The sequence below is a fragment of the Saccharopolyspora sp. NPDC045839 genome (assembly GCF_056431645.1).
Map to the genome: position 1 here is coordinate 135,449 of NZ_JBWKKH010000008.1, position 23,357 is coordinate 158,805.

Below are 23,357 nucleotides of genomic sequence, written 5' to 3' on the forward strand. Positions count from 1 at the left end.
CGCTAGGCGCATGTCGCGTGGAGCGCCCGAACAGGACATCGACGAGAACGGCCTCCGAGTCGGGCCGCCCGGCCGCGCCGCGGCGGGGGTGAAGGGCGTTCTGGTCTCGCTGCAGCGCAGCTGGGAGCAGATGGGCCTGACCCGCACCGTGCGGACGTTGCCGCTGCTGAACCAGCGCGCGGGCTTCGACTGCCCCGGGTGCGCGTGGCCGGACCCGCGCGAGGCCGAGGGTGACAAGCGGAAGCTCGCCGAGTTCTGCGAGAACGGCGCGAAGGCGGTCGCCGAAGAGGCGACGACGCGGCGGGTCGGGCCGGAGTTCTTCGCCCGCCACCCGGTCGCCGAGCTCGCCGGGAAGACCGACTACTGGCTCGGCCAGCAGGGCCGGCTGACGCAGCCGATGATCCTGCGCGACGGCGACAGCCACTACCGGCCGATCGGCTGGAACGAGGCGTTCGAGGTGATCGCGGCGGGCCTGCGCGGGCTGGCCTCGCCCGACGAAGCGGCCTTCTACACCTCGGGCCGCACCAGCAACGAGGCGGCGTTCCTCTACCAGCTGCTGGTGCGCAGCTTCGGCACGAACAACCTGCCGGACTGCTCGAACATGTGCCACGAGTCGTCCGGGTCGGCGCTGACCGAGACCATCGGCATCGGCAAGGGCTCGGTGTCGCTGTCCGATGTGGAGCACGCGGACCTGGTGCTGGTGGTGGGTCAGAACCCGGGCACCAACCACCCGCGGATGCTGTCGTCGCTGGAGAAGGTCAAGCAGCGCGGCGGGCGGATCATCGCCGTGAACCCGCTGCCGGAGACCGGGCTGATGCGGTTCAAGAACCCGCAGAACGTGCGCGGCGTGGTCGGCGACGGCACCCAGCTGGCCGACGAGTTCGCGCAGATCCGCATCGGCGGCGACCTGGCGCTGTTCAAGGCCCTCAACGCGCTGGTGCTCAAGGCGGGCGCCGTGGACCAGGAGTTCATCGACGCGCACGGGCACGGCTTCGACGAGTTCGCCACCCACGCCCGGGAGGTCGACTGGGAGGCCACCGCCGAGGCGACCGGGCTGGACCGCGAGCAGATCGAGCGGATCGCCGAGATGCTGATCTCCTCGCAGCGCACGGTGGCCTGCTGGGCGATGGGCCTGACCCAGCAGAAGCAGGGCGTCGCCACCATCCGCGAGATCGTCAACCTGCTGCTGCTGCGCGGGATGATCGGCAAGCCGGGCGCCGGGGTGTGCCCGGTGCGTGGCCACTCCAACGTGCAAGGCGACCGGACGATGGGCATCTGGGAGAAGATGCCGGAGCAGTTCCTGGCCGCCCTGGAGCGCGAGTTCGGGGTGCCGGTGCCACGGGAGCACGGCCTGGACACGGTGGACACCATCCGCGCCATGCAGGCCGGCCGGGTCAAGGCGTTCGTGGGGATGGGCGGGAACTTCGTCTCCGCGACGCCGGACACCGACGCGACCATCCGGGCGCTGAGCGGCTGCGAGCTGACGGTGCAGGTGTCCACGAAGCTCAACCGCTCGCACGTCGTCCCGGGCCGCACCGCGCTGATCCTGCCCACGCTCGGCCGCACCGAACGCGACGCGCAGGGCACCGGCGAGCAGTTCGTGACCGTCGAGGACTCGATGTCGGTGGTGCACGCCTCGCGCGGGCGGCTCGCGCCGGCATCCGGGCACCTGCTCTCCGAGGTCGCGATCATCTGCCGGCTGGCGCGCGAGCTGCTCGGCCCGGACCACCCGGTGCGCTGGGAGTCCTTCGAGCGCGACTACGACGTGATCCGGGACCACATCGCGCAGGTGGTGCCCGGCTGCGAGGACTACAACCGGCGGGTCCGCGAACCGGACGGCTTCGTGCTGCCGCACCCGCCGCGCGACAGCCGCACGTTCCCGACGGCGACGGGCAAGGCGAACTTCACGGTGAACGTCCCGGAGCCGATCCGGGTGCCTGCGGGGCGGCTGCTGCTGCAGACGATGCGCAGCCACGACCAGTACAACACCACGATCTACGGGCTCTCGGACCGCTACCGCGGCATCGAGGACGGCCGCCGCGTGGTGCTGGTCAACGGCGCGGACATCGCGGAACTCGGCTTCGCGGCGGGAGATCTGGTGAACGTGATCTCGGAGTGGGCGGCGCCGGACGGCTCGGTCGAGGAGCGCCGCGCGGAGCGCTTCCGGATCGTCGCCTACCCGACCGCCCGGGGCTGCGCGGCGGCCTACTACCCGGAAGCCAACCCGCTGGTGCCGCTGAACTCGGTGGCGGAGAAGTCCAACACGCCGGTCTCCAAGGCGGTCGTCATCCGCCTGGAACGGGCCTGACGGGCTCGTGGGTGGCCCTTCCTGCGGGAGAGCCACCCACGAGAACTAGCCGCACTGCCAGAGGAAGCGGCCCTGGCCGGTCTTCTCGTCGATGAAGGCGTAGGCGACGCCCGCGTCGCCGAGGTTCATGTCGAACGGCTCGTCCGCGCTGTCCAGCTGCGCCACGAACCGCCAGGTGCCGGCTTCGTCCGGCCACTCCTCGCCCTGCAGCCAGACCGGTTCGCCCCACAGCCGGCTGCGCAGGTCGTCGTCCTGGTCGTCCACCGCGTCCGGGTCGTGCGGCGCCAGTTCCGCGTGGTGGTCCGGGCCGAACGTCGGGCCTCGGCGGATGCTGGCCACCTGGTAGAACTCCGCCGGCTCGCCGGGCTGGGCGAAGAAGGCGTTCTCGCCGCCGGTCGGGTCGTAGGTGCCGTCGACGAACTCGTCGGAACCGTCCTCGGTCATGAACAGGTAGCCGAGCCGGACCTCCTCGCCCGGCAGGCGGATCTGGCCGATGAACCGCATCGGGCGGCCGGTGTCGGCGGACAGCGGCCAGGTCGGGTCGGCCAGCCACACCGGCTGGCCGCCGAACTTCGTGATCGGTTCGGTGATCGGTTCCGACGCCTCCACGAAGCGCAGGTTCTGCCGTTCGAGCGGAGTGCTGGTGGCCATCGCGTTCCTCACTGTGCGGGGTGCCTCGCCGACGGTAGCGCCACCGGCCGTCGCGCGGGACCGATCGCCCCGAAACCACCGCACACGCCGGTCCGCAATTTCCATTGAAATCGAAGGTCCGATTTCAATGGAAATTGGGGAAGTCATCCACAGCGGAACGAGGTTGTCCACACCCTCCGGCATGTCGTGGTTCGACACACCGGGGGAGTGCGGTTTCGATTGAGGCGGGGCCCAGCCGAAAACGGCCGTCTACAGCTGGCGGAGGGCTCCGCCGTCGACCGCCCACTCCGCGCCGGTCACTTGGGCCGCCAGCGGGGACAGCAGGTACGCGATCACCCGGGCCACGTCGTCCGGGGTTCCCAGGCGGCCCGTCGGCAGGCCGCGGACGTCGCGGACGAAGTGCTCCACCGCCTCTTCCACCGGCAGGCCGAACCGGTCCGCCAGCTGCGCCGCGAAGCCACCCGGCGCGTCCCACAGCCAGGTCCGGGTCGGGCCCGGCGCAACGACGTTGGAGCGCACACCGCGCGGGCCGAACTCGATCGCCAGCGCCTTGGACACCGACAGCATCGCGGTCTTCGAGGCCGCGTAGTCGATCAGCGGCACGTCCGTCAGGCGCGCCGCCTCGCTGGTCACGTGCACCACGCTGCCCGCGCCCTGCGCCAGCATCGCGGGCACCGCCGACCGGGTCATGCGGATCGCCGAGTGGAAGTTCAGCTCGAAGGTCCGCTTCCACTCCTCGTCGGCGACGTCCAGGAACCCGGTGCGCGACTGCAGCCCGCCCACGTTGTTCACCAGCCCGTCCAGGCGGCCGTGCCGTTCCAGCGCGGTCGCCACGACCCGCTCGGCGGCGTCCGGGTCGGTGATGTCCGCCGCCACCGCGCTGATCCCGCTGCCGAGCGCGCAGATGCCGTGCGGTTCGCGCGCCACCCCGACCACTTTCGCGCCCTCCGCCGCCAGCAGGCGGACGGTCGCCTCGCCGATTCCCGCGGAGGCACCGGTCACCACGAAGACCTTGTCGGCCAGTTGCAGATCCATCAGGACTCCTCAGGGAATGACGCGGCGCGCGCGCAGGTCGTCGAAGATCTCCAGGAACATCGCCTCGGTGTCGACGAACTCGTGGAACCCGAACCGGCGGGCCTTCGAGCCGTCGGCGAACATGTCGTAGTCCCAGGAGAAGACGAAGTCGCCGAACTCCCAGGACAAAACCTCCTGGTACGCGTGCGGTTCCAGGCCGTGCTCGGCGACCATCTGCTGCCACAGCCCGGCCTTGTCGGCCATCACGTCGCTCAGCGACATCGGCAGCGGGTCGGCCACCTCCAGGCCGAAGTGCGCGGCGATCTTCGGCCACAGCTCCCGCCAGCGGAACAGATCGCCGTTGTTGATGTTGAACGCCTGGTTCTCGGCCCGCTCCGAGGTGGCGGCCCAGACCGTCGCCTTCGCCAGCAGGCCGGCGTCGGTCATCTCCAGCAGCGAGTCGTAGGCGCCGGGCTTGCCAGGGAACCGCAGCGGCAGCCCGAGTTCCTTCGAGATCGCCGCGTAGACCGCGATCACCATTGCCAGGTTCATCGGGTTGCCGAGCGCGAATCCGGCCACCACCGACGGGCGCAGGGCCGTCCAGGTCCAGGCCTTGCCGCGCTGGCGCTGTTCCAGGAACTGCTGCTGGGAGGCCATGAACTCGGGCGGCATCGGGCGGGCGTCGGTCTCGCGGGCCGGCGTCTTGAACGGCCCGAGGTGCGCGCCGTAGACCTTGTAGCCCTGCATCAGGCTGATGTGCCGGAGGCCGGGCGCGACGGCTTCGACCGCGTCGACGACGTTGGTCAGCATCGCCATGTTCGGCGGGACGAGTCCGGCCCAGGTCGGGCGGTCCTGGTAGGCCGCGTAGAAGAGGTGCGTGACGCCGGTGAGCTCGCGCAGCTTCGCCCGGGTGTCCTCCGGGTCGAGCAGGTCGACGGCCACGTACCGGACCCGCTCGGTGTTCTCGCCGCCGCGCCGGGACAGCCCGATCACCTCCCAGTCCGGCAACGCGGCCAGGTGCTCGACGAGGTTGCGACCGATGACCCCGTTGGCCCCCACGACCAGGGCGACCTTGGTGTTGTGCTCCATGCCGACAACACTCGTCGCCATCGATCCATAAGTCCAAGGCTTGTTATTTCTGCCAGTGATAAGTTCTGTTCATGCCAACGCTGCGGCAGTTCGAGTACCTGGTCACGGTGGTGGCGGAGGGGTCGTTCACCCGCGCCGCGGAGCTCCTGCACGTCACCCAGCCCGCGCTGTCGCACCAGGTGCGCGCGCTGGAGCGGGAGGTCGGCGGCCCGCTGCTGGAGCGCCTGCCGCGCGCGGTGCGGCTGACGCCGATGGGCCGCGCGATGCTGCCGCACGCCCGCGCGGCGCTCGCCGACGCCGAACGCGCCCGGCTGGCCGCCCGGCAGGCATGCGGGCTGGAGAGCGGCGAGCTGCAGCTCGCGACGGTCTACTCGATCAGCCTCGGCGTGCTACCGCCGGTGCTGCGCGCCTGGCGCCGCGAGCACGCGGGTGTCCACATCAGACTCTTCGAGCACCGGCACACCGACGAGCTCCGCGCCGCGATGACGGCCGGGCAGGCCGATCTCGCGGTGGGGCCGCCACCGTCCGATTGGGACGGTCCGGTGCACACCTTGGGGGTGGAGGAGTTCGTCGTCGTGCTGCCGACGGACGATCCGATCGTCGGCGAGGGCGCGACGCGCATCGAGCTCGGGGCACTCGCCGACCGGGGATGGGTGCACTACAGCCCGGAGAACGGGCTCTCCGACGTGCTCGAACAGGCCTGCGCCGCCGCCGGCTTCCAGACGCGGGCCGCGATCCGCACCGAGCAGACCGCGGCGGCCCCCATGCTCGCCGCTGCCGGACTGGGCCCCGCGCTGGTTCCGGCGAACATCATCCCGCCCCGCTTCGACGGCGCGCTGCTGCGCCCCGACCCGCCCGTGCACCGGACCCTGACCGCCTACACGCGCAGCGGCCCGGACCCGCTCACGTCGGCCTTCGTCGACACCCTCGCCCGCAAGGCCGCGGTCCTCCCCGACCACGTCCGTCGCCGCCTCACGTCCGCGAAAACCGGCTCCTGACCAGGCGAAACCCCGCTCCTCCCCGCGTGTCGGCCAGACGGCGCAGCCGCCCTTCCCGACCCTCGTCGGGGTCTCCCCATCGTCGAGGATCGGCCGCGATGCGCTACGCCTTCTACCTCCCGCCCTTCGGCGAGCTCACCTCCGTCCACGAGGTGAGCGCGGCGATCGACCGCGCTAGCCGGTGAAGAGCTGGGTGACCTTCTGGACGAGTTCGTAGACGCCGTAGGCGAACGGCAGGCCGACCCACGCCCACGCGAGGACGAGCAGTGCTCGGCGGTTCATCGCGCACCTCCGGTGGCCGGTTCGTGGAACCTTGGATGGACCGGCCGCACCAGCTCGTTGGCCACGAACCCGACGACCAGCAGGCCGATCATGATGTACAGCGACGTCGTGTACAGGTCCGGTCCGGTGGCGCCGGCCGCCTTGCGGACGTCGGCGATCGCGTTGACGATCAGCGGCCCCAGCACCCCGGCCACCGACCACGCGGTGAGCAGCCGGCCGTGGATCGCGCCCACCTGGAGACCGCCGAACAAGTCCTTCAGATAGGCCGGCACCGTCGCGAAACCGCCGCCGTAGAACGACAGGATCAGCATCGCGCACAGCACGAACACCGGCACCCCGGTCGCGCCGAACAGCACGATGCCCAGGTACAGCAGCACCCCGCCGCCCAGGTAGAGCCGGTAGACGTTCTTGCGCCCAACGATGTCCGATGTGGACGACCAGACGAACCGCCCGGCCATGTTGGTCAGAGACAGCAGCGCGACGAACCCGGCCGCCGCGCCCGTCGCGACCGGCGTCGAGCTGTCCGCGAAGAAGCCGACGATCATCGGCGACGCCTTCTCCAGGATGCCGATCCCAGCGGTGACGTTGCAGCACAGGACCACCCACAGCAGCCAGAACTGCGGCGTGCGCATCGCGTTGCGGGCCGTCACGTTCGCCGTGGTGATCATCGAGCCGGCGGTCCGCTCCGGCGTCCCGGCGGGCCGCCAGTCCGGCGGCGGCACCCGGACCAGCAGCACGCCCAGCGACATGAACACCGCGTAGGCCAACCCGTGCACCAGGAACGTCAGCGCGATCCCGGAACTGCCGCCGCCGAAGGACTCCAGCATCTGCGCGGACCACGGCGAGGCGATCAGCGCGCCGCCGCCGAAACCCATGATGGCGATGCCGGTCGCCATGCCCGGCCGGTCCGGGAACCACTTGATCAGCGTCGACACCGGCGAGATGTAGCCGATGCCGAGCCCGATCCCGCCGACGAACCCGTACCCGAACACCACCAGCCAGTACTGGCCGGTCGACACCCCGAGCGAGGAGAGCAGGAACCCGGCCGAGAAGCAGGTCGCGGACACCGCCATCGCCCACCGCGGGCCGCGGCGCTCCACCAGCGTCCCGCCCAGCGCGGCGGACAGCCCGAGCATCACGATGGCCAGCTGGAACGGCAGCGCGCTGAGCGTCCCGGACAGGCCGAGGGCGTCCTCCAGCGGCGGTTTGAAGACGCTCCACGCGTAGACCTGCCCGATCGACAGGTGCACCGCGAGCGCAGCGGGTGGGACCAGCCACCTGTTCCAGTCGCGAGGTGCGACGATTCTGTTGGGGGCGAGCAGGTCTGCGACCATGGGACCTCCCCGATGCGGCGTTGATCACAGCGCGGCTGAGCATACGGTGTACAAGGGCGTTCGGACGAGGACGATTTCGCCGATGCGACCGGTAGGGAGGGCCCGATGGGACGCGTCACCGTGCGACGACCGGTGCTGAAGATCGCCGCCGACGGCAGCCGGAGCCGGCCGGACACGCTGGCCGCCGAGGAGCCGCTGGAGATCCGGGTCAACGGCGCGCCGCTCTCGGTCACCATGCGCACGCCCGGCCACGACGTCGAACTCGCGCACGGGTTCCTGCTGACTGAAGGCGTCATCCACGACAAGGCCCAGCTGTCCACGGCCCGCTACTGCGACAGCCCCGGCCCCGACGGCCGCAACACCTACAACGTGCTGGACATCCTGCTCGCCCCCGGCGTGCAGCCGCCGGACGCGTCCGTGACGCGCAACTTCTACACCACGTCGTCCTGCGGGGTGTGCGGCAAGGCCGCACTGGACTCCGTCCGGCTCAGCACCCGGCACTCCCCCGCCGACGACCCGCTGACGCTGGACACGGACACCCTCGCCGCCCTCCCGGACCGGCTGCGGGCCGCACAGCGCGTCTTCGACACCACCGGCGGGCTCCACGCGGCGGGACTGTTCGACTCCGACGGCGGACTGCTCGTGGTGCGCGAAGACGTCGGCAGGCACAACGCCGTCGACAAGGTCCTCGGCTGGGCCGTGCTGGCGGACCGGGTGCCGCTGACCGGCTGTGTGCTGATGGTGTCCGGCCGGGCGTCGTTCGAACTCGTGCAGAAGGCCGCGATGGCCGGGGTGCCCGCGCTCGCCGCGGTGTCCGCGCCGTCATCGCTGGCCGTGGACCTCGCGGCCGAGCAGGGCATGACGCTGATCGGGTTCCTCCGCGGCCGCACCATGAACGTCTACACCGGAACCGAACGCATCGTGACGAAGGACATCGCCTGATTGCGTCCTACTCGGTTGGTGCCGGTGCACCCCGTTGGCACGATGAAAGCCGGACAGCGAAACGGGAGGGCGCATGGGCGACGGTGAACCGCGCGGTCGCATGCTCGGCAGGCGCAGCGTCCTCGCCTCCGGCGTCGCCGGGCTGGCCGCGCTGAGCATCGGGCTGACCGCCGACCTCGACACGCGCCCGGCGGCGCAGTACATGGACGAGTCGAACGTGCTCGTCGAGCAGGTGCACTCGCAGGCCCGCAACTGCCCCGTCCACCTGGTCACGATGTTCCCCAAAAATGTTGCGCGCGAAGGGCTTCCGGTCTGCCTGATGCTGCACGGCCGGTTCGGCGACGCGCGCAAGTCCGCGGGCGGGCTGCCGACCTGGCTGTCCGACGCGGTGGCCGCGCGCCGCATCCCGCCGTTCGCGTTCCTGGCCGTGGACGGCGGCGGGAACAGCTATTGGCACCGATGGCCGGGCGACGACCCGATGTCGATGCTGCTCGACGAGGTGCCGCGCTGGCTGGCCGAACGCCGCCTCGGCGGCCCGGGCGGCCAGCCGTTCGCGGCGGCCGGCATCTCGATGGGCGGGTTCGGGGCGCTGCTCTACGCCCGCCGCAGGCTCGAACAGGGCAATCCGCTGTCGGCCGCCGCCGTCGTCTCCCCCGCCCTGATCACCAGCTGGCGGGAGATGAGCAAGCGACGCGCCTTCGCCAACGAGGCCGAGTGGGCCGCGATGGACCCGCTCCGGCACATCGACGAGCTCGGCGACGTGCCGCTGGGCGTGTGGTGCGGCACCGAGGACCGGTTCATCGAGGGCACTCGCCGCTTCATCCGCGCGGCCCAGCCCGAGTACGCCTCGACCACCCCGGGCGGGCACAACAGCCGCTACTACCGGAAGGCCCTTCCGGAGGTCGTCGACTTCGTAGGCGGCCAGCTCGCCCGGTCGCGCAAGAAGTGAGGGCCGGTCACACCAGCCGCAGGCGGTCCTGGGACGGGCCCGCGGTGTAGGTGTCGGTGTCGAAGCGATCGTTCAGCGGCACGGAGCCGTACAGGGCCCAGCGCAGCACCGACGGCCAGGGGCCGTAGCCCGCGTCGGTGTTGAGGTGCTCGCCGTCGAGGATCACGTCCATCTCGACCTGCAGGTCCGCGGCCAGCGCGTGCGCCCGGTACATCGACAGGTACGGGTCGCCGGTGCCCACCACGAGCCGGGTGATCCCGGCGGCGCGGCGCAGCGCCGCGGCGCCCGTGGGATAGGGCGTGATGTCCTGGGCGTCCGGGTGCTGCCAGTCCAGGGCGGGCGGAGACACCAGCAGGACCCGGTCCGCGCGCCGGTCCCGCCCGGCGATCGTCGCCGCGTGGTGCAGCCACAGCGCCACCCCGCAGGAATGCGCCGCCACGACGAGCTCTGCCTCCCGCGGCACGGCCTCCAGCCGCTCCCGCAGCACCGGCAGCCAACTGTCGAGCACCGGCCGGCCGGGATCGGGCAGGCTCGGCAGGTCCACCCGGACACCCTGGTCGCGGAGCTGCGCGGCGAGCCACTGCTGCCAGTGCCAGGGGCCGGAACCGGTCATCCCGTGAATCAGCAGGACATGCATCTCGCTCATGGCACCGTCCCCGGAATCGTTCGTCTGGTCGCAACCAATGATCATCTAACCGCGCCGGATCCGCAGCGAGTGACCACGGGTGGCGGATCAGTGCAGAACGATCCGGGAAGCGGGCGACCTCCGGCGCCCGGCAGAGCTGCTCGACACGAACCGACCAGGGCTCAGGCGGACTTCTCGCGGCGCTCGCGGCGAGTGGCCTGGCGCGCGACGATCGTCGGGTTGACGTTCTCGCGGACCGTCTGCTCCGTGATGACGACCTTGGCGACGTCCGAACGGCTCGGGATGTCGTACATCACCGGCAGCAGGACCTCCTCCAGGATCGCACGCAGCCCGCGCGCGCCCGTGCCCCGCAGGATCGCCTGGTCGGCGATGGCCTCCAACGCGGTCTTGGTGAACTCCAGCTCCACGTTGTCCATCTCGAACAACCGCTTGTACTGCTTCACCAGCGCGTTGCGCGGCTCGGTGAGGATCTGCACCAGCGACGGCTTGTCCAGGTTCGTCACGCTGGCCACCGTGGGCAGCCGGCCGATGAACTCCGGGATCAGCCCGAACTTGATGAGGTCCTCGGGCATCACGTCGGCGAAGTGGTCGGTGGTGTCGATCTTGGCCTTCGAGCGCAGCTCCGCACCGAAGCCGACGCTGTGCTTGCCGACCCGCTCCTCGACGATCTTCTCCAGCCCGGCGAACGCGCCGGCCACGATGAACAGCACGTTCGTGGTGTCGATCTGGATGAACTCCTGGTGCGGGTGCTTGCGGCCGCCCTGCGGCGGCACGCTCGCGGTGGTGCCCTCCAGGATCTTCAGCAGCGCCTGCTGCACGCCCTCGCCGGACACGTCGCGGGTGATCGACGGGTTCTCGCTCTTGCGGGCGATCTTGTCGACCTCGTCGATGTAGATGATCCCGGTCTCGGCGCGCTTCACGTCGTAGTCGGCCGCCTGGATCAGCTTGAGCAGGATGTTCTCGACGTCCTCGCCCACGTAACCGGCCTCGGTCAGCGCCGTCGCATCGGCGATCGCGAACGGGACGTTGAGCATCTTGGCCAGCGTCTGCGCCAGATAGGTCTTGCCGCAACCGGTGGGGCCGAGCATCAGGATGTTGGACTTGGCCAGCTCGACGGCCTCTTCACCACGGCTCTCCCGGCGCTCACCGGCCTGGATGCGCTTGTAGTGGTTGTAGACCGCGACCGACAGGTTCCGCTTCGCCGGGTCCTGCCCGATGACGTACTGGTCGAGGAACTCGTGGATCTCGGCCGGCTTCGGCAGCTCGTCGAGCTTGACCTCGCCCGCCTCGGCCAGTTCCTCCTCGATGATCTCGTTGCAGAGATCGATGCACTCATCGCAGATGTACACGCCGGGGCCGGCGATGAGTTTCTTCACCTGCTTCTGGCTCTTCCCGCAGAAGGAGCACTTCAGCAGGTCGCCGCCGTCACCGATACGTGCCATGACCGCTGACCCCGTCCCCTCCGGCGCGCCGTCCGGTAGCGCGCCTGACCGTATGTGCCTTCGACGGTACCTGGCGTTCCCCGGGTTCGGGGAGACTCACAGTGTCCGCCATTGCCGAGCGTGGTGTGACCAGCACCTCGTCCGGCGTGTCGTGCATGACGGCCGGGCGTGGCGTGACCACCACGCCCGGCCGTCCGCCCCGCCCTCGCGAGCGGCGCGGTGCAATCTCCTTACGCCTTCTGCGTCGAGAGCTTGCGGTAGGGCACGACCTCGTCGATCAGGCCGTACTCGGCAGCCTGGTCGGCGGTCAGGATCTTGTCCCGGTCGATGTCCTCGCGGATCTGGTCCACGGACCGGTTGGTGTGCCGGGCCAGCGTGGTCTCCAGCAGGTCCCGCATCCGCAGCACCTCTGCGGCCTGGATCTCCAGGTCGGAAACCTGGCCCTGGATGCCCTCCACCGAGGGCTGGTGGATCAGCACGCGCGAGTTCGGCAGCGCCTGGCGCTTGCCCTTGGTGCCGGCCGCCAGCAGCACCGCCGCGGCCGAGGCGGCCTGGCCGAGGCAGATGGTGCGCACGTCCGGGCGGACGTACTGGATCGTGTCGTAGATCGCCATCAGCGCGGTGAACGAACCACCGGGCGAGTTGATGTAGATCTGGATCTCGCGGTCCGGGTCGTCGGACTCCAGGAACAACAGCTGCGCCATCACGTCGTTGGCGGACGCGTCGTCCACCTGGACGCCGAGGAAGATGATCCGCTCCTCGAACAGCTTGTTGTACGGGTTCGACTCCTTGACGCCGTACGCGGTGCGCTCGACGAACGAGGGCAGCACGTAGCGGGACTGCAAAGACTCGTAAGGGTTCACGACGGGTGACTCCTCGTTGCTAGGTCTCGGGCGGGGATGATCAGCTGCTGGGCAGATTAGCGGCGCTCGCCACGTGGTCCACGATCCCGTAGTCGCGGGCCTCCTCCGCGGTGAACCAGCGGTCGCGGTCCGCGTCCTGCACGATCTTCTCCACCGTCTGACCGGTCTGCTCGGCGATCAGCTCGGCCATTTCCTTCTTGTGCCGGGAGAACATCTTGGCCTGGATCTCGATGTCCGAAGCCGTACCGCCGAGGCCGGCCGACGGCTGGTGCATCATGATCCGCGCGTGCGGCAGCGCGAAGCGCTTGCCCTTGGTGCCCGCGGACAGCAAGAACTGCCCCATCGAAGCGGCCATGCCCATCGCCACCGTGGCCACGTCCGGCTTGATCAGCTGCATGGTGTCGTAGATCGCCATGCCCGCCGTCACCGAGCCGCCCGGCGAGTTGATGTAGAGCGAAATGTCCCGTTCCGGGTCCTCCGCCGCCAGCAGCAGCAGCTGCGAGCAGATCTGGTTGGAGATCGAATCCTCGACCTGGGAGCCGAGGACGATGATGCGCTCCCGCAGCAGCCGCTCGTAAACCGAGTCGTTGAGCGAGAGCCCGTTCGTCCCCGTCCGCATGGACGGCGACCGCGCGTCGGACGTCGGAACAGTCAGGTGCTGCGTCACGTCACGTCTCCCTGCCTTCTCCCACAATGGGCCGTTGTCCACCGGGGCCACATCGGCCACTCCGCCCACTTCCACAGTGGACCGGCGCGGCCGACACGTCGGGCGCGGCCCCAGGCGTTGTCCTGCTTCCCTCTCGGGCGATCCGCTACAACCGACCCTAACGAACGTGGGCGGCACCAGCTTCCCAGTACCACCCACGTTCGCTTAGAGCATGCTTTTAAATTGTCCGCCCGAGAGGTCGGTCACTCCGCCTTCGCGGTCTCGGCCGCCTCGTCCGACTCCGACTCCTGCGGGCCGAACAGCTCGTCGAGGTCCAGCTCGTTGCCGGCCTCGTCGGTGACGGTGGCCTGGCGCACGACCGAGAACAGCGCCTTGCTGCGGCGGACGTCGGCGTACAGCGAGCCGAGCTGGCCCGACTGCTGCGCCTGCTGCACGAACTGGTCCGGGCTCATCCCGAAGCGCTGGGCTTGGTAGATGATCCGCTGGGTGAGCTCGTCGTCGGAGACCGAGACGTCCTCGGCGTCGGCGATGGTGTCCAGCACCAGCTGGGTCTTGACCGCCTTCTCCGCCTCGGTGCGGGTCTCCGCGTCGAACTCCTCGCGGGTCTTCTCCTGCTGCCCGAGCCACTCCTCGAAGCGCGCCTCGTCGTGGTCGAACGGGTGCACCGCGTCGTGCTGGCGCACCTCGATCTCCGACTCGACGACCTTCTCCGGCAGCGGCACCTCGATGATCTCCAGCAGCGCGTCCAGGACCTTGTCCCGGGCCTGCATGCCCTGCTGCATCTTCTTGACGCGGCCCAGGCGCTCCCGCAGGTCGGCGATGAGCTCCTCGACGGTGTCGAACTCGCTGGCCATCTGGGCGAACTCGTCGTCGGCCTCGGGCAGCTGGCGCTCCTTGACGGAGTTCAGCACGACCGAAACCTCGGCGTCCTTGCCCGCGAACTCGCCGGCCACCAGCTTCGTGGTGAACGCCTTGGTGTCGCCCTCGCTCGCGCCGATCAGCGCGTCGTCGATGCCCTCGATGAGCTGGCCCGAGCCGATCTCGTAGGACAGGCCGCTGGTCTTGGCGTCCTCGACGTCCTCACCGTCGACGGTGGCGGACAGGTCGATGCTGACGAAGTCGCCTTCCTGCGCGGGGCGCTCGACCCCGGCCAGGGTGCCGAAGCGGGCGCGCAGCGAGTCGAGCTGCTCGGTCACCTCTTCCTCGGTGACCTCGACGTCGTCGACGCTCACCGACAGCTCGCCGAACGCGGGCACGGTGATCTCCGGTCGGACGTCGACCTCGGCGGTGAACGCGATCTCCGCGCCGTCCTCGATCTTGGTCACCTCGATGTCCGGGCGACCGAGGGTGCGCACCTCGCTGCTGTTGACCGCCTCCAGGTACTTGGCCGGAACCGCTTCGTTGACGACCTCGTCGAGCACGGGGCCCCGACCGATGCGGCTCTCCAGCACCCGCGCCGGGACCTTGCCCGGCCGGAAGCCGGGGATGCGGACCTGCTGGGCGAGTGCCTTGTACGCGCGGTCGAAGTTCGGCTTGAGCTCGTCGAACGGCACCTCGACGTTGATCCGGACGCGCGTCGGGCTCAGGTGCTCGACGGTGCTCTTCACGTGGTCTCCTAGTGCGAACGTGCTTGATTCCCGGCGCTGCCAACGGGCGCGGCATACCACCACGTCCAACGATGCCGGGCTGACCTCCGAGTCTATTGCTTCCCGCCGGGGCACACGGCCCGGGGTTGCCACAACCCGCATTGGCCAGCCTCACCTAACCGTCGGGCGGCCATCCGTGCTTGAGTGGAAACGTGCACCACACCGCAGCCGACGCGGCCACCTGCGCCGCCCTGTCCGAGACGTTCGCCGAGCCGCTGCCCGGGACCGCCGCGGTGGCAGGCAGCTGGCTGTGCCTGGAACAGCGCGGCCCCTGGGGCCACAACGCGCTGGTCCAGAGCCACCTGGACCCCGAGCTGGGACGGGCGCTGTCCGCGCGGGCCGACGAGCACGGCGTGCGGATCCAGCTCATCCGGCAGCCCGGCCGGCACGCGGACACCGCCGACGGCCAGCCGCGCCGGGTGTTCCTCGCGCACACCGCCCCCGGCACCGGCTGGCTGCGGACCACGACCGTCGACAACCCCGCCGACCTGCTCGAACTCGACTTCGGCCGGATCGCCGCGGGCCACCACGACGGCTGGGGCCGGCCCGTTGCCGACCCGCTGCTGCTGGTGTGCACCAACGGCCGCCGCGACCGGTGCTGCGCCCTGCTCGGCCGCGAACTCATCACCGACCTCGCCGGCCGGCACGACGGCTCGATCTGGGAATCCACGCACACCGGCGGACACCGCTTCGCGCCCGCCGCGGTCGTGCTGCCCAGCGGCTACACCTACGGGCGGCTGACCGCACCCGCCGCCGAAGCGGTGCTGTCCGCCGCCGCGGCCGGCAAGGTCGTGCTCGACCACTGCCGCGGCCGGTCGTCGTGGACCCGCGCCGGCCAAACCGCCGAACTCGCCGTCCGCGAGCACATCGGCGAATACCTCGCCGACGCCCTGCGCGTCACCGCCGAGGAGAACGGCCAGGTGACGATCCGCCACCAGGACGGCCGCAACTGGCAGGTCGAGGTCCGCGAACACGAACTCGACCCGCCACGCCCCAACAGCTGCGGGAAGAAAGCGGTCCGCCCCACCACCTGCACCGCCGAAACCATCAACGGCCGGCCAACGCACCCGCCGCAGAACCCAACCGCGTGGGCGTCACCGCGGTCATGATCCCGTCCGGCGGCGCCGACTCGGGCGTACCCGGCGGCCCCGGCACGCACAACGACACCACGACCAGGAACGCCACGACGGCGCCCAGCACCACGCCCACCGCCAAGGCAGGCGGCTGAACGCGGAACCCGGCCACACTCCAATCGCGCACGACGGAGGAATCGGCCGCCCGCGACGGAGCGTTACGAACCGCGGCCACCCGCTGCGACGCACATCACCACGCGCAACCCGCCGACGGGCAAAAGAAAACCGGCCACCCACCTGCAGGCGAGCGGCCGGCCGCGACGTCGGGGTGGCGGGATTTGAACCCACGACCCCTCGCACCCAAAGCGAGTGCGCTACCAAACTGCGCCACACCCCGTCCGACGTGCGGCACACCCGGAAAAACCGGGTGCGTTGCGAAGAGCCTATCGCGACCCGCTAAGCTGTGGCACGCAAGGTCGCCCAACCCACGAAGGTCAGGCGAAACCGGCACGCGGGCGTAGCTCAATGGTAGAGCCCCAGTCTTCCAAACTGGCTACGCGGGTTCGATTCCCGTCGCCCGCTCCGAGTTGGGTTTGGTGTGTCTGGTTTGTCACCAGACCTCTACTCTTCACCTTTGCTGCGGGGGCCGAGCCCCCACACCCCCACGGTGCGGGGTCGTCTTTTCCTTGCTCCCCGCCTTTGGAGCGTTCCCGGCCTGGGTTTCCGACCAGCCTTGGCGCTTCGCGGCCGACGCAGGACATCACCTCTGCCTCTTCCTTGACAGTGGTGGTGCCGCCTCACGCCTTCCTCTGTCTTTGATGGTGCCGCTTCGCGGCTGGGGTCGATGTTGTGCCGCTTCGCGGCTGGGGTCGATCTCCTGGGTCTTTCCTGGCCTGGTGGCGTTTTCGCGCGAAACCGTCGCTTGCCACGCCTGAGTCGCGCCGGTTTCGCGCGAAAACGGCGGGCTCTCCTGCTGGTTGCCCGACCTTCGCCGCCCCTTCGGGTCGGCCTGCGGAGGCATTGTTCTTGATCTTCGTTCTTCCCGTAGGCCTGCTTGTCCGCCGGGTCGTCTTCGGGTTGGGGTTCGTGGTTGTTCGGGTTGCTGGGCTTGGCTTTGGGGTTTTGGGGAATAAAAAGGTTTTGGGTTTTGTCGGGGGGTTGCGGGAGGCTTGGGACTTGGTCGGGGCCTGGTCTCGTCGTGGCCGGATGGTCCGGCGGTCGGCCCTTCGGCCGGGGTGACGGCTTCTCTTCTTTCGATCTTGGGGGTTTTGTGCGGCGGCTCGAGTACAAGTGGTTGGTCGGCATCACCTTCGTGCTGGCGCTGATCATGCAGATCCTGGACGTCACCATCCTCAACGTCGCCCTGGCCACCCTGGGGCGGGAGTTCGACGTCGATGCCGCTGCTCTGCAGTGGGTTCTCACCGGTTACATGATCAGCCTCGCCGTCTTCATCCCCTCGTCCGGCTGGATCGCCGACCGGTTCGGCAGCAAGCGGACCTTCCAGGCCGCCGTCGTGATCTTCACCTTCGCATCCGTGCTCTGCGGCGTGTCCACCGAGATGTGGCACCTCATCGCCGCCCGGGTGCTCCAGGGCGTCGGCGGCGGCATGCTGGTGCCCGTCGGCCAGGCGATGCTGTTCCGCGCGTTCCCGCCCAACGAGCGCGCCAAGGCCGGCGCCGTGCTCTCCATCCCGATCACCGTCGCCCCCATGCTCGGGCCCGTGCTCGGCGGCCTCCTCGTCGAATACGCCAGCTGGCGCTGGATCTTCTTCATCAACGTTCCCGTCGGGGCGCTCGCGCTGCTGTTCACCGTTCTCTTCCTGAAGGAGGAGGCGCGCCGCGATCCCGGCCGGTTCGACCTGCCCGGGTTCGTGCTCGCCGGCGCCGGGCTCGCCACGCTGCTCTACGGCCTCGACCAGGGCGCGCAGCTCGGCTGGGGCGAGCCGCAGGTCTGGCTGAGCCTCATCGCCGCGGTGCTGCTCATCGGCGGGCTGGTCTGGCGGGAGCTGACCGTGCGCGCCCCGATGCTCGACCTCCGGCTGCTCACCGACCGGCTGTTCCGCACCGGCAACCTGCTGCTGCTGTGCCAGACCGGCGCGATGTTCGGAGTGCTCTTCCTCATCCCGCTGTACCTGCAGAACCTGCGCGGGGTGTCGCCCATGCACGCCGGGCTCGTGCTGATGCCGCAGGCCATCAGCATGCTGATGACAACCCAGGTGATCAGCCGGATCTACGGCCGCGTCGGGCCGAAGCGGCTGATCCTGGCCGGGTTCGCCGTGCAGGTCGTGATCGGCATCGGATTGCAGCTGCAGGGCGTCGACACCTCGCTGTGGTTCCTCGTCGCGTTGCTCGCGGTGCAGGGCGTGGCGATGGGGCTGCTGATGACCCCGGTGCAGACCGCGACCTTCGCCCGGATTTCCGGCCCCGCCATGGGCCAGGCCAGCTCGATGTTCAACGTCAGCAGGCAGGTCGCCACCGCGCTGGGCACCGCGATCGTCGCGACCGTGCTGGTGGTGCTGACCGAACGCGGAATGTCCACAGTGGATCCCGCCGTGGCCGGTCAGGTGGCCGCGGCGCACCTGGGCGCCTACCACGGCGCGTTCCTGGTCTCGGTGGTCTTCGCCGGGCTGGGGTTGCTGCTGGGGCTGGGCGTGCGAGACTCCGACGCGGCGGCCAGCTTGGACGCTCCGGCCGCGAAGGCACGGCAGGGTGAACGCGAGCCCTCGGAAACCGTGAGATAGCTCAAGCTCGCCCCACGCCCGGACCGGCCCGGGCAGTATGTGAGGGGTGACCGACATGCCACACGCCGATCAGGTCCGCAATCACGCCCGCTGGCGCCCGGGCTGGCGCGCCGGGCGCACCGGCTACGCGTGGCTGCTGCCGCTGGCCGACCAACCAGGGCTGCGCAAGCTGGTGAACGACTACCAGTACGCCCTGCGCGACCTGCCGGGCTTCGACCTCGTCCCGCTGGAATGGATGCACATCCTGGTGCAGGAGATCGGTTTCACCGACGAGATCGGCGAAGACCGCGTAGAGGCGCTGCTGGCCGCCGCCCGGCCGCGGCTGGCGTCGGTGCTGCCCCTGACCCTGGCGTTCCACCACGCCGTGGTGCTGCCGGAGTCGCTGGCGCTGCCGGCCGAACCGCAGTCGACGGTGCTCGAACTCCGCGCCGCGGTGCGGGAAGCGACCGCCGAGGCCATCGGCGAGACGCCGCTGCCCGCGGAGCCCGAGGACGTCGACAAGCACGTGAGCCTCGCCCACTCCACCACGGACGGCCCGGCCATCTTCGCCATCGCCACGCTCAGCGCGACCGCGGTGGAGCCGACCACGGCGAAGGTGCCCTCGCTGTCGCTGGTCAAGCTCAACCGGGACCACTCGTGCTCCGAGTGGGAGACCATCGCCGAGGTCCCGCTCGGCGCCTGACCGGAAAACGGGTCGCACGAAAGGCTCGTCGGCGGTAGGAACGCCACATGGCGGACCTCACCACGAGAAAACTTTCGACCGGCGACTACGAGAGCTTCTTCGCGGTGTTCACCGCGGCCTTCCTCGACGACGGCCGGGACCCCGCGATGGAGCGCTACCGCGAGGTCTTCGACCCGTCGCTGGCGCACGGGACCTTCGACGGCGACGAGCTGATCGGCGTCGCCGGGCGGTTCGCGCTGGACATCACCGTGCCGGGCCCGGCGCGGCACCCGGTCGCGGCCATCAGCGCGGTCGGGGTCAAGCCGGGCCACCGGCGGCGCGGCGTGCTGACCTCGCTGATGCGCGCCCAGCTCGACGAGCTGCACGACAGCGGTTCCGGGCTCGCCGCGCTGTACGCCTCGGAAGGCGCCATCTACGGCCGCTTCGGCTACGGCCTGGCCAGCTACGAAACCCGCCTGAGCCTGCCCCGCGGCGCCGCATTCCTGTCCACTGTGGACGTCGACGAGCGGCGGGTCCGGGAGGTCGACCGGGAAACCGCGCTGGAATTCGCCCACCGGCGCTACCCGGAGGTGGCCGCCACCCGGACCGGCTGGCTGTCCCGGGGCGACGGCTCCTGGGAAGTCCGGATGATCGACGACCGCGCCGAGCGCGGCGACCTGGGCCGGGCCAGGTTCGCGCTGCACCCCGACGGCTACGTCATCTACCGGCCCAAGCCCGAGTGGACCACCCGGGGCCCCGCCTACCAGCTGCAGGTGCTGGAACTCGTCGCGGCGACCCCGCAGGCCTACGCCGCGCTGTGGCGGTACCTGCTCGACATCGACCTGGTCGGCGAGGTGAACTGGCCGAAGGCCGCGCTCGACGAGCCGGTGGTGGGCATGCTCGCCGACCCGCGCGCGGCGAGCAGGCAGATCCTCGACGGGCTGTGGGTGCGGCTCGTCGACGTCGACCGCGCGCTGCCCGCGCGCCGGTACTCGGCCCCGGTGGACGTCGTGCTCGACATCACCGACCGGTTCTGCCCGTGGAACGCGGGCCGGTGGCGGCTGGCCGCCGGCCCCGACGGCGTCGGCAAGCTCGCCCGCACCGACGACCCCGGCCAGCTCGGGCTGGACGTCACCGCCCTGGCCGCGGCGTACCTGGGCGGGAACACGCTGGCCGGCTTGGCGCGCTCCGGGCGGGTCGCCGAGCTCGCCCCCGGCGCGTTGCTCGAAGCCTCTCGCGCGTTCGCCACCGAGGACGCCCCGCACTGCCCGGAGGGTTTCTGACCCGACTGCATCCGGTTCCGGCGGCGTACTGTCGAAATCAACGCGTCCGCCGGAAACGGGAGGCACGGGTGACCGCAACCATCATCATCGTGATCGCCCTCGTGGTGATCGTCGCCGCGGTCTGGTGGTCCCGCCAGAAAGCCGTGGCGCACCAGCAGAAGCAGCTCGAAGACGCCAAGGCCGAAGCGCGGCGCTGGGTGGAGCGGCTGGGCGGGCAGGTGCTCAACCTGGTCGGCACCAACGAAGCGGCCAAGCAGGCCCTCGCCGACGCGGCCGAACGGCACGGGGCGGCGATCTCCCAGCTAGACCGGGCGAACACCGCCGCGCAGGCGCGCCTGACCACGGAGTCCGCGCTGGAAGGCCTGTACTACGTGCGGGCGGCGCGGGTCGCGATGGACATGGACCCGGGCCCGGAGCTACCCGACCTGTCCGGCCAGCACGGCGCGGGCAAGGTCACCGAGTACCGCGACGTCGAGGTGGAGGGCCGGCACCAGGTGGCGTCGCCGGACCCGACCGAGCAGACGCCGCACTACTACCCGGGTGGCACGGTCGCCGGGCGGCCGGTGCCGCAGGGCTGGTACAGCGAGCCGTGGTGGAAGCCGGCGCTGGTCGCGGGTGCCTGGGGCGTGGGCTCGTTCGTGCTGATGAGCGCCCTGTTCGGCGGCATGGCGGGCGTCCCGGCGGAAGCCGCGTACGCGGAGGGCTACCAGGACGGCCTGGGAGCCGACGGCGACCAGGGCATCGGCGACCAGGGCTTCGACGGCGGAGACCAGGGCGACGCCGGCGGCTTCGACATGGGCGACTTCGGCTTCTGACGGCTCCGCTACCACCGGCGACAACCCGCAATTTCAATATGAGGTTTTTCCAACCTCGTTGTGCGTGGCGGTGCGGGTAGCGGAACCTCAGAGGCTCCCTGGACTGTGGATGCCCCTCCTGATGTATGTCCATGGAAACTGCGGGAGTTATCCACAGTCTCCCGGCGTGTCGTGGTCCGGCACGCCGGAGAACCGCAATTTCCATTGAAATCGAAGGTCCGATTTCCATTGAAATTGCGGACCTCCCGGGAGGAGAGGTGGTGGTCAGGTTTGTTGGCAGGTGGGGCACCAGTAGAGCTTGCGGGCCGACAGGTCCGCCATCGCCACCGGCGTGCCGCAGATCAGGCAGGGCATCCCCGCTCGCCGGTAGACGTAGACCTCGCCGCCGTGCCGGTCCTGCCTCGGCGCCCGGCCGGTGACCTCCGGCAGGTGCTCCGGGCGCACCGTGTCGATGCGCCCCACCCGCACCCCGTCGGCCATCAGCTCGACGAGGTCGGCCCAGATCGCCTCCCACAGCTCGCGCCCGAGCGAGCGGCCCGGCGTGTACGGCGGAATCCCGTGCCGGAACAGCACTTCCGCCCGGTAGACGTTGCCGACGCCGGCCAGCACCTTCTGATCCATCAGCAGAGCGGCGATGCTGGTGCGGGAACGCGAGATCCGCTGCCACGCCCGCTCGGGATCGGCGTCGCGGCGCAGCGGGTCCGGCCCCAGCCGACCGCGCAGCGCGGCGATCTCCTCGCCGGTCAGCAGCTCGCACGCGGTGGGCCCGCGCAGGTCCGTCCAATGCGTGCGGCCGACGATGCGCATCCGCACCTGGCCACGGGGCTCGGTCAGCGGGAGCTCGGACTCGGTGAACGTGCCGTACAACCCGAGGTGCACGTGGACGACCCGATCCGGGCCGTAGAAGTGGAACAGGTGCTTGCCGTGCGCCTCGGCCCGCTCGAACACCGAGCCGGTCAGCAGCGAGGCGCTGGTGGCGAACCGCCCCTGCGGGCTGCGCACCTGGACCTCCGTGCCGGCGAACAGGTCGCCGTGCAGCCCGGCGAGCCGGTGCAGCGTGTGACCTTCGGGCATGTCAACAGTCCGTCCGCGTCAGGCGAGGATCCACAGCACGACCGACTCCACGAAGTAGGCCGCCACGCACCACAGCGCGACGAACAGGCCGCGCCGGACCGGTCGCTCGGGATGCCGGAACACGACCCCGGCCAGCAGCGAGACGCACACCGCGAGGACGCCGCCCACGATCAGCCACAGGCCCACCCCGAGCAGGCAGTCGGGCTCGGTGCAGGTCGCGCCGGGGCCACCGGCGAGGACGGGCGCGAGCGCGCGCTGCCCGAAGAAGAGCACCAGCACGCCGACCGCGGTTCCCGCCGCCGCCACCAGAGGTGTCAGCAGCGCCGCGGTCGGACGTGCCGGTGCCATGGGATCAGTTGCCGGGCAGAGCCGGGGGCTCGCCGGTCTTCTCGTAGTCGGTGAGCAGGTCGATCCGGCGCTGATGCCGGCCGCCCTCGAAGTCGGTGGTCAGGAACGCCTCGACGATCTGCTCGGCCTCGTCGACGGTGTGCATCCGCGCACCGATGCCGGCCAGCAGCGCGTTGTTGTGCTGCCGGGCGAGCTTCGCGGTCTCGACGCTCCAGGCCAGCGCGGCGCGGGCGCCGGGGACCTTGTTCGCGGCGATCTGCTCGCCGTTGCCGGATCCGCCGAGGACCAGCCCGAGGCTGCCCTCGTCGGCGACGACGCGGCGGGCGGTCTCGACGCAGAACGGCGGGTAGTCGTCCTGGGCGTCGTATTCCGCCGGACCGATGTCGGTCACGTCGTGACCCTTGTCGGTCAGCCACTTGACGAGGTGGTTCTTGAGTTCGTAGCCGGCATGGTCGGAGCCGATGTAGACGCGCACGCGGGCAGTCTGCCAAACGGCCCACCGCCCCCGCACACCCCGGTTACACTACCGGCC

Annotated in this window: 23 protein-coding genes and 2 tRNA genes; 11 read left to right on the forward strand and 14 right to left on the reverse strand. The window is 70.4% G+C overall.

Annotated elements, in window-relative coordinates; translation table 11 throughout:
• Positions 1 to 10 precede the first annotated feature (10 nt).
• Positions 11 to 2,308 carry an FdhF/YdeP family oxidoreductase gene (locus AC07EQ_RS14145; protein ID WP_478388379.1) on the forward strand — a complete coding sequence of 766 codons (2,298 nt, stop codon included), beginning with the start codon at positions 11 to 13 and terminating at the stop codon, positions 2,306 to 2,308.
• A 45-nt stretch (positions 2,309 to 2,353) separates the two neighbouring features.
• Here AC07EQ_RS14145 and AC07EQ_RS14150 read toward each other — a convergent pair whose 3' ends face one another.
• The 3 genes from AC07EQ_RS14150 to AC07EQ_RS14160 all read right to left on the reverse strand — a co-directional run bounded on the left by AC07EQ_RS14150 (position 2,354) and on the right by AC07EQ_RS14160 (position 5,062).
• On the reverse strand, positions 2,354 to 2,959 hold the full coding sequence (locus tag AC07EQ_RS14150; RefSeq protein ID WP_478388380.1) for a YwqG family protein: 606 nt from the start codon (positions 2,957 to 2,959) through the stop codon (positions 2,354 to 2,356).
• A 249-nt stretch (positions 2,960 to 3,208) separates the two neighbouring features.
• Positions 3,209 to 3,994 (reverse strand): SDR family NAD(P)-dependent oxidoreductase, encoded by a 786-nt coding sequence (locus AC07EQ_RS14155; protein WP_358576637.1) that lies wholly within the window; start codon positions 3,992 to 3,994, stop codon positions 3,209 to 3,211.
• Positions 3,995 to 4,003: 9 nt separating this feature from the next.
• Positions 4,004 to 5,062, reverse strand: coding sequence for an SDR family oxidoreductase (locus AC07EQ_RS14160; RefSeq protein WP_478388497.1), 1,059 nt, complete (start codon positions 5,060 to 5,062; stop codon positions 4,004 to 4,006).
• 71 nt (positions 5,063 to 5,133) lie between these two features.
• On the opposite strand from AC07EQ_RS14160, the gene AC07EQ_RS14165 reads away from it, so the two are divergent.
• The gene (locus AC07EQ_RS14165) at positions 5,134 to 6,060 is read left to right on the forward strand and encodes a LysR family transcriptional regulator (protein WP_478388381.1); all 927 of its coding nucleotides are present in this window, start codon (positions 5,134 to 5,136) and stop codon (positions 6,058 to 6,060) included.
• A gap of 174 nt (positions 6,061 to 6,234) precedes the next feature.
• Here the strand turns inward: AC07EQ_RS14165 and AC07EQ_RS14170 are convergent, their stop codons facing one another.
• Positions 6,235 to 6,342, reverse strand: a complete 108-nt coding sequence (locus AC07EQ_RS14170; RefSeq protein WP_456320510.1) for an MFS transporter small subunit — start codon at positions 6,340 to 6,342, stop codon at positions 6,235 to 6,237.
• Positions 6,339 to 7,676 (reverse strand): OFA family MFS transporter, encoded by a 1,338-nt coding sequence (locus AC07EQ_RS14175; RefSeq protein ID WP_478388382.1) that lies wholly within the window; start codon positions 7,674 to 7,676, stop codon positions 6,339 to 6,341. Before AC07EQ_RS14175 ends, AC07EQ_RS14170 begins: the two co-directional genes overlap by 4 nt.
• A gap of 105 nt (positions 7,677 to 7,781) precedes the next feature.
• Between AC07EQ_RS14175 and fdhD the strand changes: the two genes are divergently transcribed.
• Positions 7,782 to 8,618 carry a formate dehydrogenase accessory sulfurtransferase FdhD gene (gene fdhD, locus AC07EQ_RS14180; protein ID WP_452612114.1) on the forward strand — a complete coding sequence of 279 codons (837 nt, stop codon included), beginning with the start codon at positions 7,782 to 7,784 and terminating at the stop codon, positions 8,616 to 8,618.
• 73 nt (positions 8,619 to 8,691) lie between these two features.
• The gene (locus tag AC07EQ_RS14185; protein WP_478388383.1) at positions 8,692 to 9,567 is read left to right on the forward strand and encodes an alpha/beta hydrolase; all 876 of its coding nucleotides are present in this window, start codon (positions 8,692 to 8,694) and stop codon (positions 9,565 to 9,567) included.
• Positions 9,568 to 9,574: 7 nt separating this feature from the next.
• Here AC07EQ_RS14185 and AC07EQ_RS14190 read toward each other — a convergent pair whose 3' ends face one another.
• The 5 genes from AC07EQ_RS14190 to tig all read right to left on the reverse strand — a co-directional run bounded on the left by AC07EQ_RS14190 (position 9,575) and on the right by tig (position 14,792).
• Positions 9,575 to 10,213, reverse strand: a complete 639-nt coding sequence (locus tag AC07EQ_RS14190; RefSeq protein ID WP_478388384.1) for an RBBP9/YdeN family alpha/beta hydrolase — start codon at positions 10,211 to 10,213, stop codon at positions 9,575 to 9,577.
• Positions 10,214 to 10,374: 161 nt separating this feature from the next.
• The gene (clpX, locus tag AC07EQ_RS14195) at positions 10,375 to 11,655 is read right to left on the reverse strand and encodes an ATP-dependent Clp protease ATP-binding subunit ClpX (protein ID WP_132489213.1); all 1,281 of its coding nucleotides are present in this window, start codon (positions 11,653 to 11,655) and stop codon (positions 10,375 to 10,377) included.
• A gap of 230 nt (positions 11,656 to 11,885) precedes the next feature.
• A complete protein-coding gene (locus AC07EQ_RS14200) occupies positions 11,886 to 12,518 on the reverse strand; it encodes an ATP-dependent Clp protease proteolytic subunit (RefSeq protein WP_132489215.1) in 633 nt (210 codons plus the stop codon).
• Positions 12,519 to 12,558: 40 nt separating this feature from the next.
• Complete coding sequence (locus AC07EQ_RS14205) at positions 12,559 to 13,185, reverse strand: ATP-dependent Clp protease proteolytic subunit (RefSeq protein ID WP_132489217.1); 627 nt, start codon at positions 13,183 to 13,185, stop codon at positions 12,559 to 12,561.
• A gap of 242 nt (positions 13,186 to 13,427) precedes the next feature.
• The gene (tig, locus tag AC07EQ_RS14210; RefSeq protein ID WP_478388385.1) at positions 13,428 to 14,792 is read right to left on the reverse strand and encodes a trigger factor; all 1,365 of its coding nucleotides are present in this window, start codon (positions 14,790 to 14,792) and stop codon (positions 13,428 to 13,430) included.
• A 191-nt stretch (positions 14,793 to 14,983) separates the two neighbouring features.
• Here tig and AC07EQ_RS14215 point away from each other — a divergent pair, with 191 nt between their 5' ends.
• Together AC07EQ_RS14215 and AC07EQ_RS14220 are read left to right on the forward strand one after the other, a co-directional pair.
• Positions 14,984 to 15,940, forward strand: coding sequence for a sucrase ferredoxin (locus AC07EQ_RS14215; protein WP_478388386.1), 957 nt, complete (start codon positions 14,984 to 14,986; stop codon positions 15,938 to 15,940).
• A complete protein-coding gene (locus AC07EQ_RS14220) occupies positions 15,919 to 16,059 on the forward strand; it encodes a hypothetical protein (protein ID WP_478388387.1) in 141 nt (46 codons plus the stop codon). Before AC07EQ_RS14215 ends, AC07EQ_RS14220 begins: the two co-directional genes overlap by 22 nt.
• Before the next feature lie 168 nt (positions 16,060 to 16,227).
• Here AC07EQ_RS14220 and AC07EQ_RS14225 read toward each other — a convergent pair.
• Positions 16,228 to 16,301 (reverse strand) — tRNA-Pro (locus AC07EQ_RS14225).
• Between the two features lie 114 nt (positions 16,302 to 16,415).
• Between AC07EQ_RS14225 and AC07EQ_RS14230 the strand changes: the two genes are divergently transcribed.
• The 5 genes from AC07EQ_RS14230 to AC07EQ_RS14250 all read left to right on the forward strand — a co-directional run bounded on the left by AC07EQ_RS14230 (position 16,416) and on the right by AC07EQ_RS14250 (position 21,403).
• A tRNA-Gly gene (locus tag AC07EQ_RS14230) sits at positions 16,416 to 16,486 on the forward strand.
• 688 nt (positions 16,487 to 17,174) lie between these two features.
• Positions 17,175 to 18,644: an MDR family MFS transporter gene (locus AC07EQ_RS14235; RefSeq protein ID WP_478388388.1), complete on the forward strand. Its 1,470-nt coding sequence runs from the start codon at positions 17,175 to 17,177 to the stop codon at positions 18,642 to 18,644.
• 55 nt (positions 18,645 to 18,699) lie between these two features.
• Positions 18,700 to 19,326 carry a 2'-5' RNA ligase family protein gene (locus AC07EQ_RS14240; protein ID WP_478388498.1) on the forward strand — a complete coding sequence of 209 codons (627 nt, stop codon included), beginning with the start codon at positions 18,700 to 18,702 and terminating at the stop codon, positions 19,324 to 19,326.
• Positions 19,327 to 19,373: 47 nt separating this feature from the next.
• The gene (locus AC07EQ_RS14245; protein WP_478388389.1) at positions 19,374 to 20,588 is read left to right on the forward strand and encodes a GNAT family N-acetyltransferase; all 1,215 of its coding nucleotides are present in this window, start codon (positions 19,374 to 19,376) and stop codon (positions 20,586 to 20,588) included.
• Between the two features lie 68 nt (positions 20,589 to 20,656).
• Entirely contained in the window at positions 20,657 to 21,403 is a 747-nt protein-coding gene (locus tag AC07EQ_RS14250; protein ID WP_478388390.1) for a hypothetical protein, read from the forward strand.
• A 264-nt stretch (positions 21,404 to 21,667) separates the two neighbouring features.
• Here AC07EQ_RS14250 and AC07EQ_RS14255 read toward each other — a convergent pair whose 3' ends face one another.
• From AC07EQ_RS14255 to AC07EQ_RS14265, 3 genes are read right to left on the reverse strand one after another with little or no spacing between them, the layout of a single operon-like run.
• Positions 21,668 to 22,477, reverse strand: a complete 810-nt coding sequence (locus AC07EQ_RS14255; RefSeq protein ID WP_478388391.1) for an Fpg/Nei family DNA glycosylase — start codon at positions 22,475 to 22,477, stop codon at positions 21,668 to 21,670.
• Between the two features lie 18 nt (positions 22,478 to 22,495).
• The gene (locus AC07EQ_RS14260) at positions 22,496 to 22,825 is read right to left on the reverse strand and encodes a hypothetical protein (protein WP_478388392.1); all 330 of its coding nucleotides are present in this window, start codon (positions 22,823 to 22,825) and stop codon (positions 22,496 to 22,498) included.
• A gap of 4 nt (positions 22,826 to 22,829) precedes the next feature.
• Positions 22,830 to 23,300 carry a ribose-5-phosphate isomerase gene (locus AC07EQ_RS14265; RefSeq protein WP_093275003.1) on the reverse strand — a complete coding sequence of 157 codons (471 nt, stop codon included), beginning with the start codon at positions 23,298 to 23,300 and terminating at the stop codon, positions 22,830 to 22,832.
• Positions 23,301 to 23,357 lie beyond the last annotated feature (57 nt).

Bases quoted from the DNA above. Each gene is read 5' to 3' on its own strand.
- AC07EQ_RS14145 (WP_478388379.1), top strand. From the start codon at position 11: ATGTCGCGTGGAGCGCCCGAACAGGACATCGACGAGAACGGCCTCCGA.
- AC07EQ_RS14150 (WP_478388380.1), bottom strand. From the start codon at position 2,959: ATGGCCACCAGCACTCCGCTCGAACGGCAGAACCTGCGCTTCGTGGAG.
- AC07EQ_RS14155 (WP_358576637.1), bottom strand. From the start codon at position 3,994: ATGGATCTGCAACTGGCCGACAAGGTCTTCGTGGTGACCGGTGCCTCC.
- AC07EQ_RS14160 (WP_478388497.1), bottom strand. From the start codon at position 5,062: ATGGAGCACAACACCAAGGTCGCCCTGGTCGTGGGGGCCAACGGGGTC.
- AC07EQ_RS14165 (WP_478388381.1), top strand. From the start codon at position 5,134: ATGCCAACGCTGCGGCAGTTCGAGTACCTGGTCACGGTGGTGGCGGAG.
- AC07EQ_RS14170 (WP_456320510.1), bottom strand. From the start codon at position 6,342: ATGAACCGCCGAGCACTGCTCGTCCTCGCGTGGGCGTGGGTCGGCCTG.
- AC07EQ_RS14175 (WP_478388382.1), bottom strand. From the start codon at position 7,676: ATGGTCGCAGACCTGCTCGCCCCCAACAGAATCGTCGCACCTCGCGAC.
- fdhD (WP_452612114.1), top strand. From the start codon at position 7,782: ATGGGACGCGTCACCGTGCGACGACCGGTGCTGAAGATCGCCGCCGAC.
- AC07EQ_RS14185 (WP_478388383.1), top strand. From the start codon at position 8,692: ATGGGCGACGGTGAACCGCGCGGTCGCATGCTCGGCAGGCGCAGCGTC.
- AC07EQ_RS14190 (WP_478388384.1), bottom strand. From the start codon at position 10,213: ATGAGCGAGATGCATGTCCTGCTGATTCACGGGATGACCGGTTCCGGC.
- clpX (WP_132489213.1), bottom strand. From the start codon at position 11,655: ATGGCACGTATCGGTGACGGCGGCGACCTGCTGAAGTGCTCCTTCTGC.
- AC07EQ_RS14240 (WP_478388498.1), top strand. From the start codon at position 18,700: ATGCCACACGCCGATCAGGTCCGCAATCACGCCCGCTGGCGCCCGGGC.
- AC07EQ_RS14245 (WP_478388389.1), top strand. From the start codon at position 19,374: ATGGCGGACCTCACCACGAGAAAACTTTCGACCGGCGACTACGAGAGC.
- AC07EQ_RS14255 (WP_478388391.1), bottom strand. From the start codon at position 22,477: ATGCCCGAAGGTCACACGCTGCACCGGCTCGCCGGGCTGCACGGCGAC.
- AC07EQ_RS14260 (WP_478388392.1), bottom strand. From the start codon at position 22,825: ATGGCACCGGCACGTCCGACCGCGGCGCTGCTGACACCTCTGGTGGCG.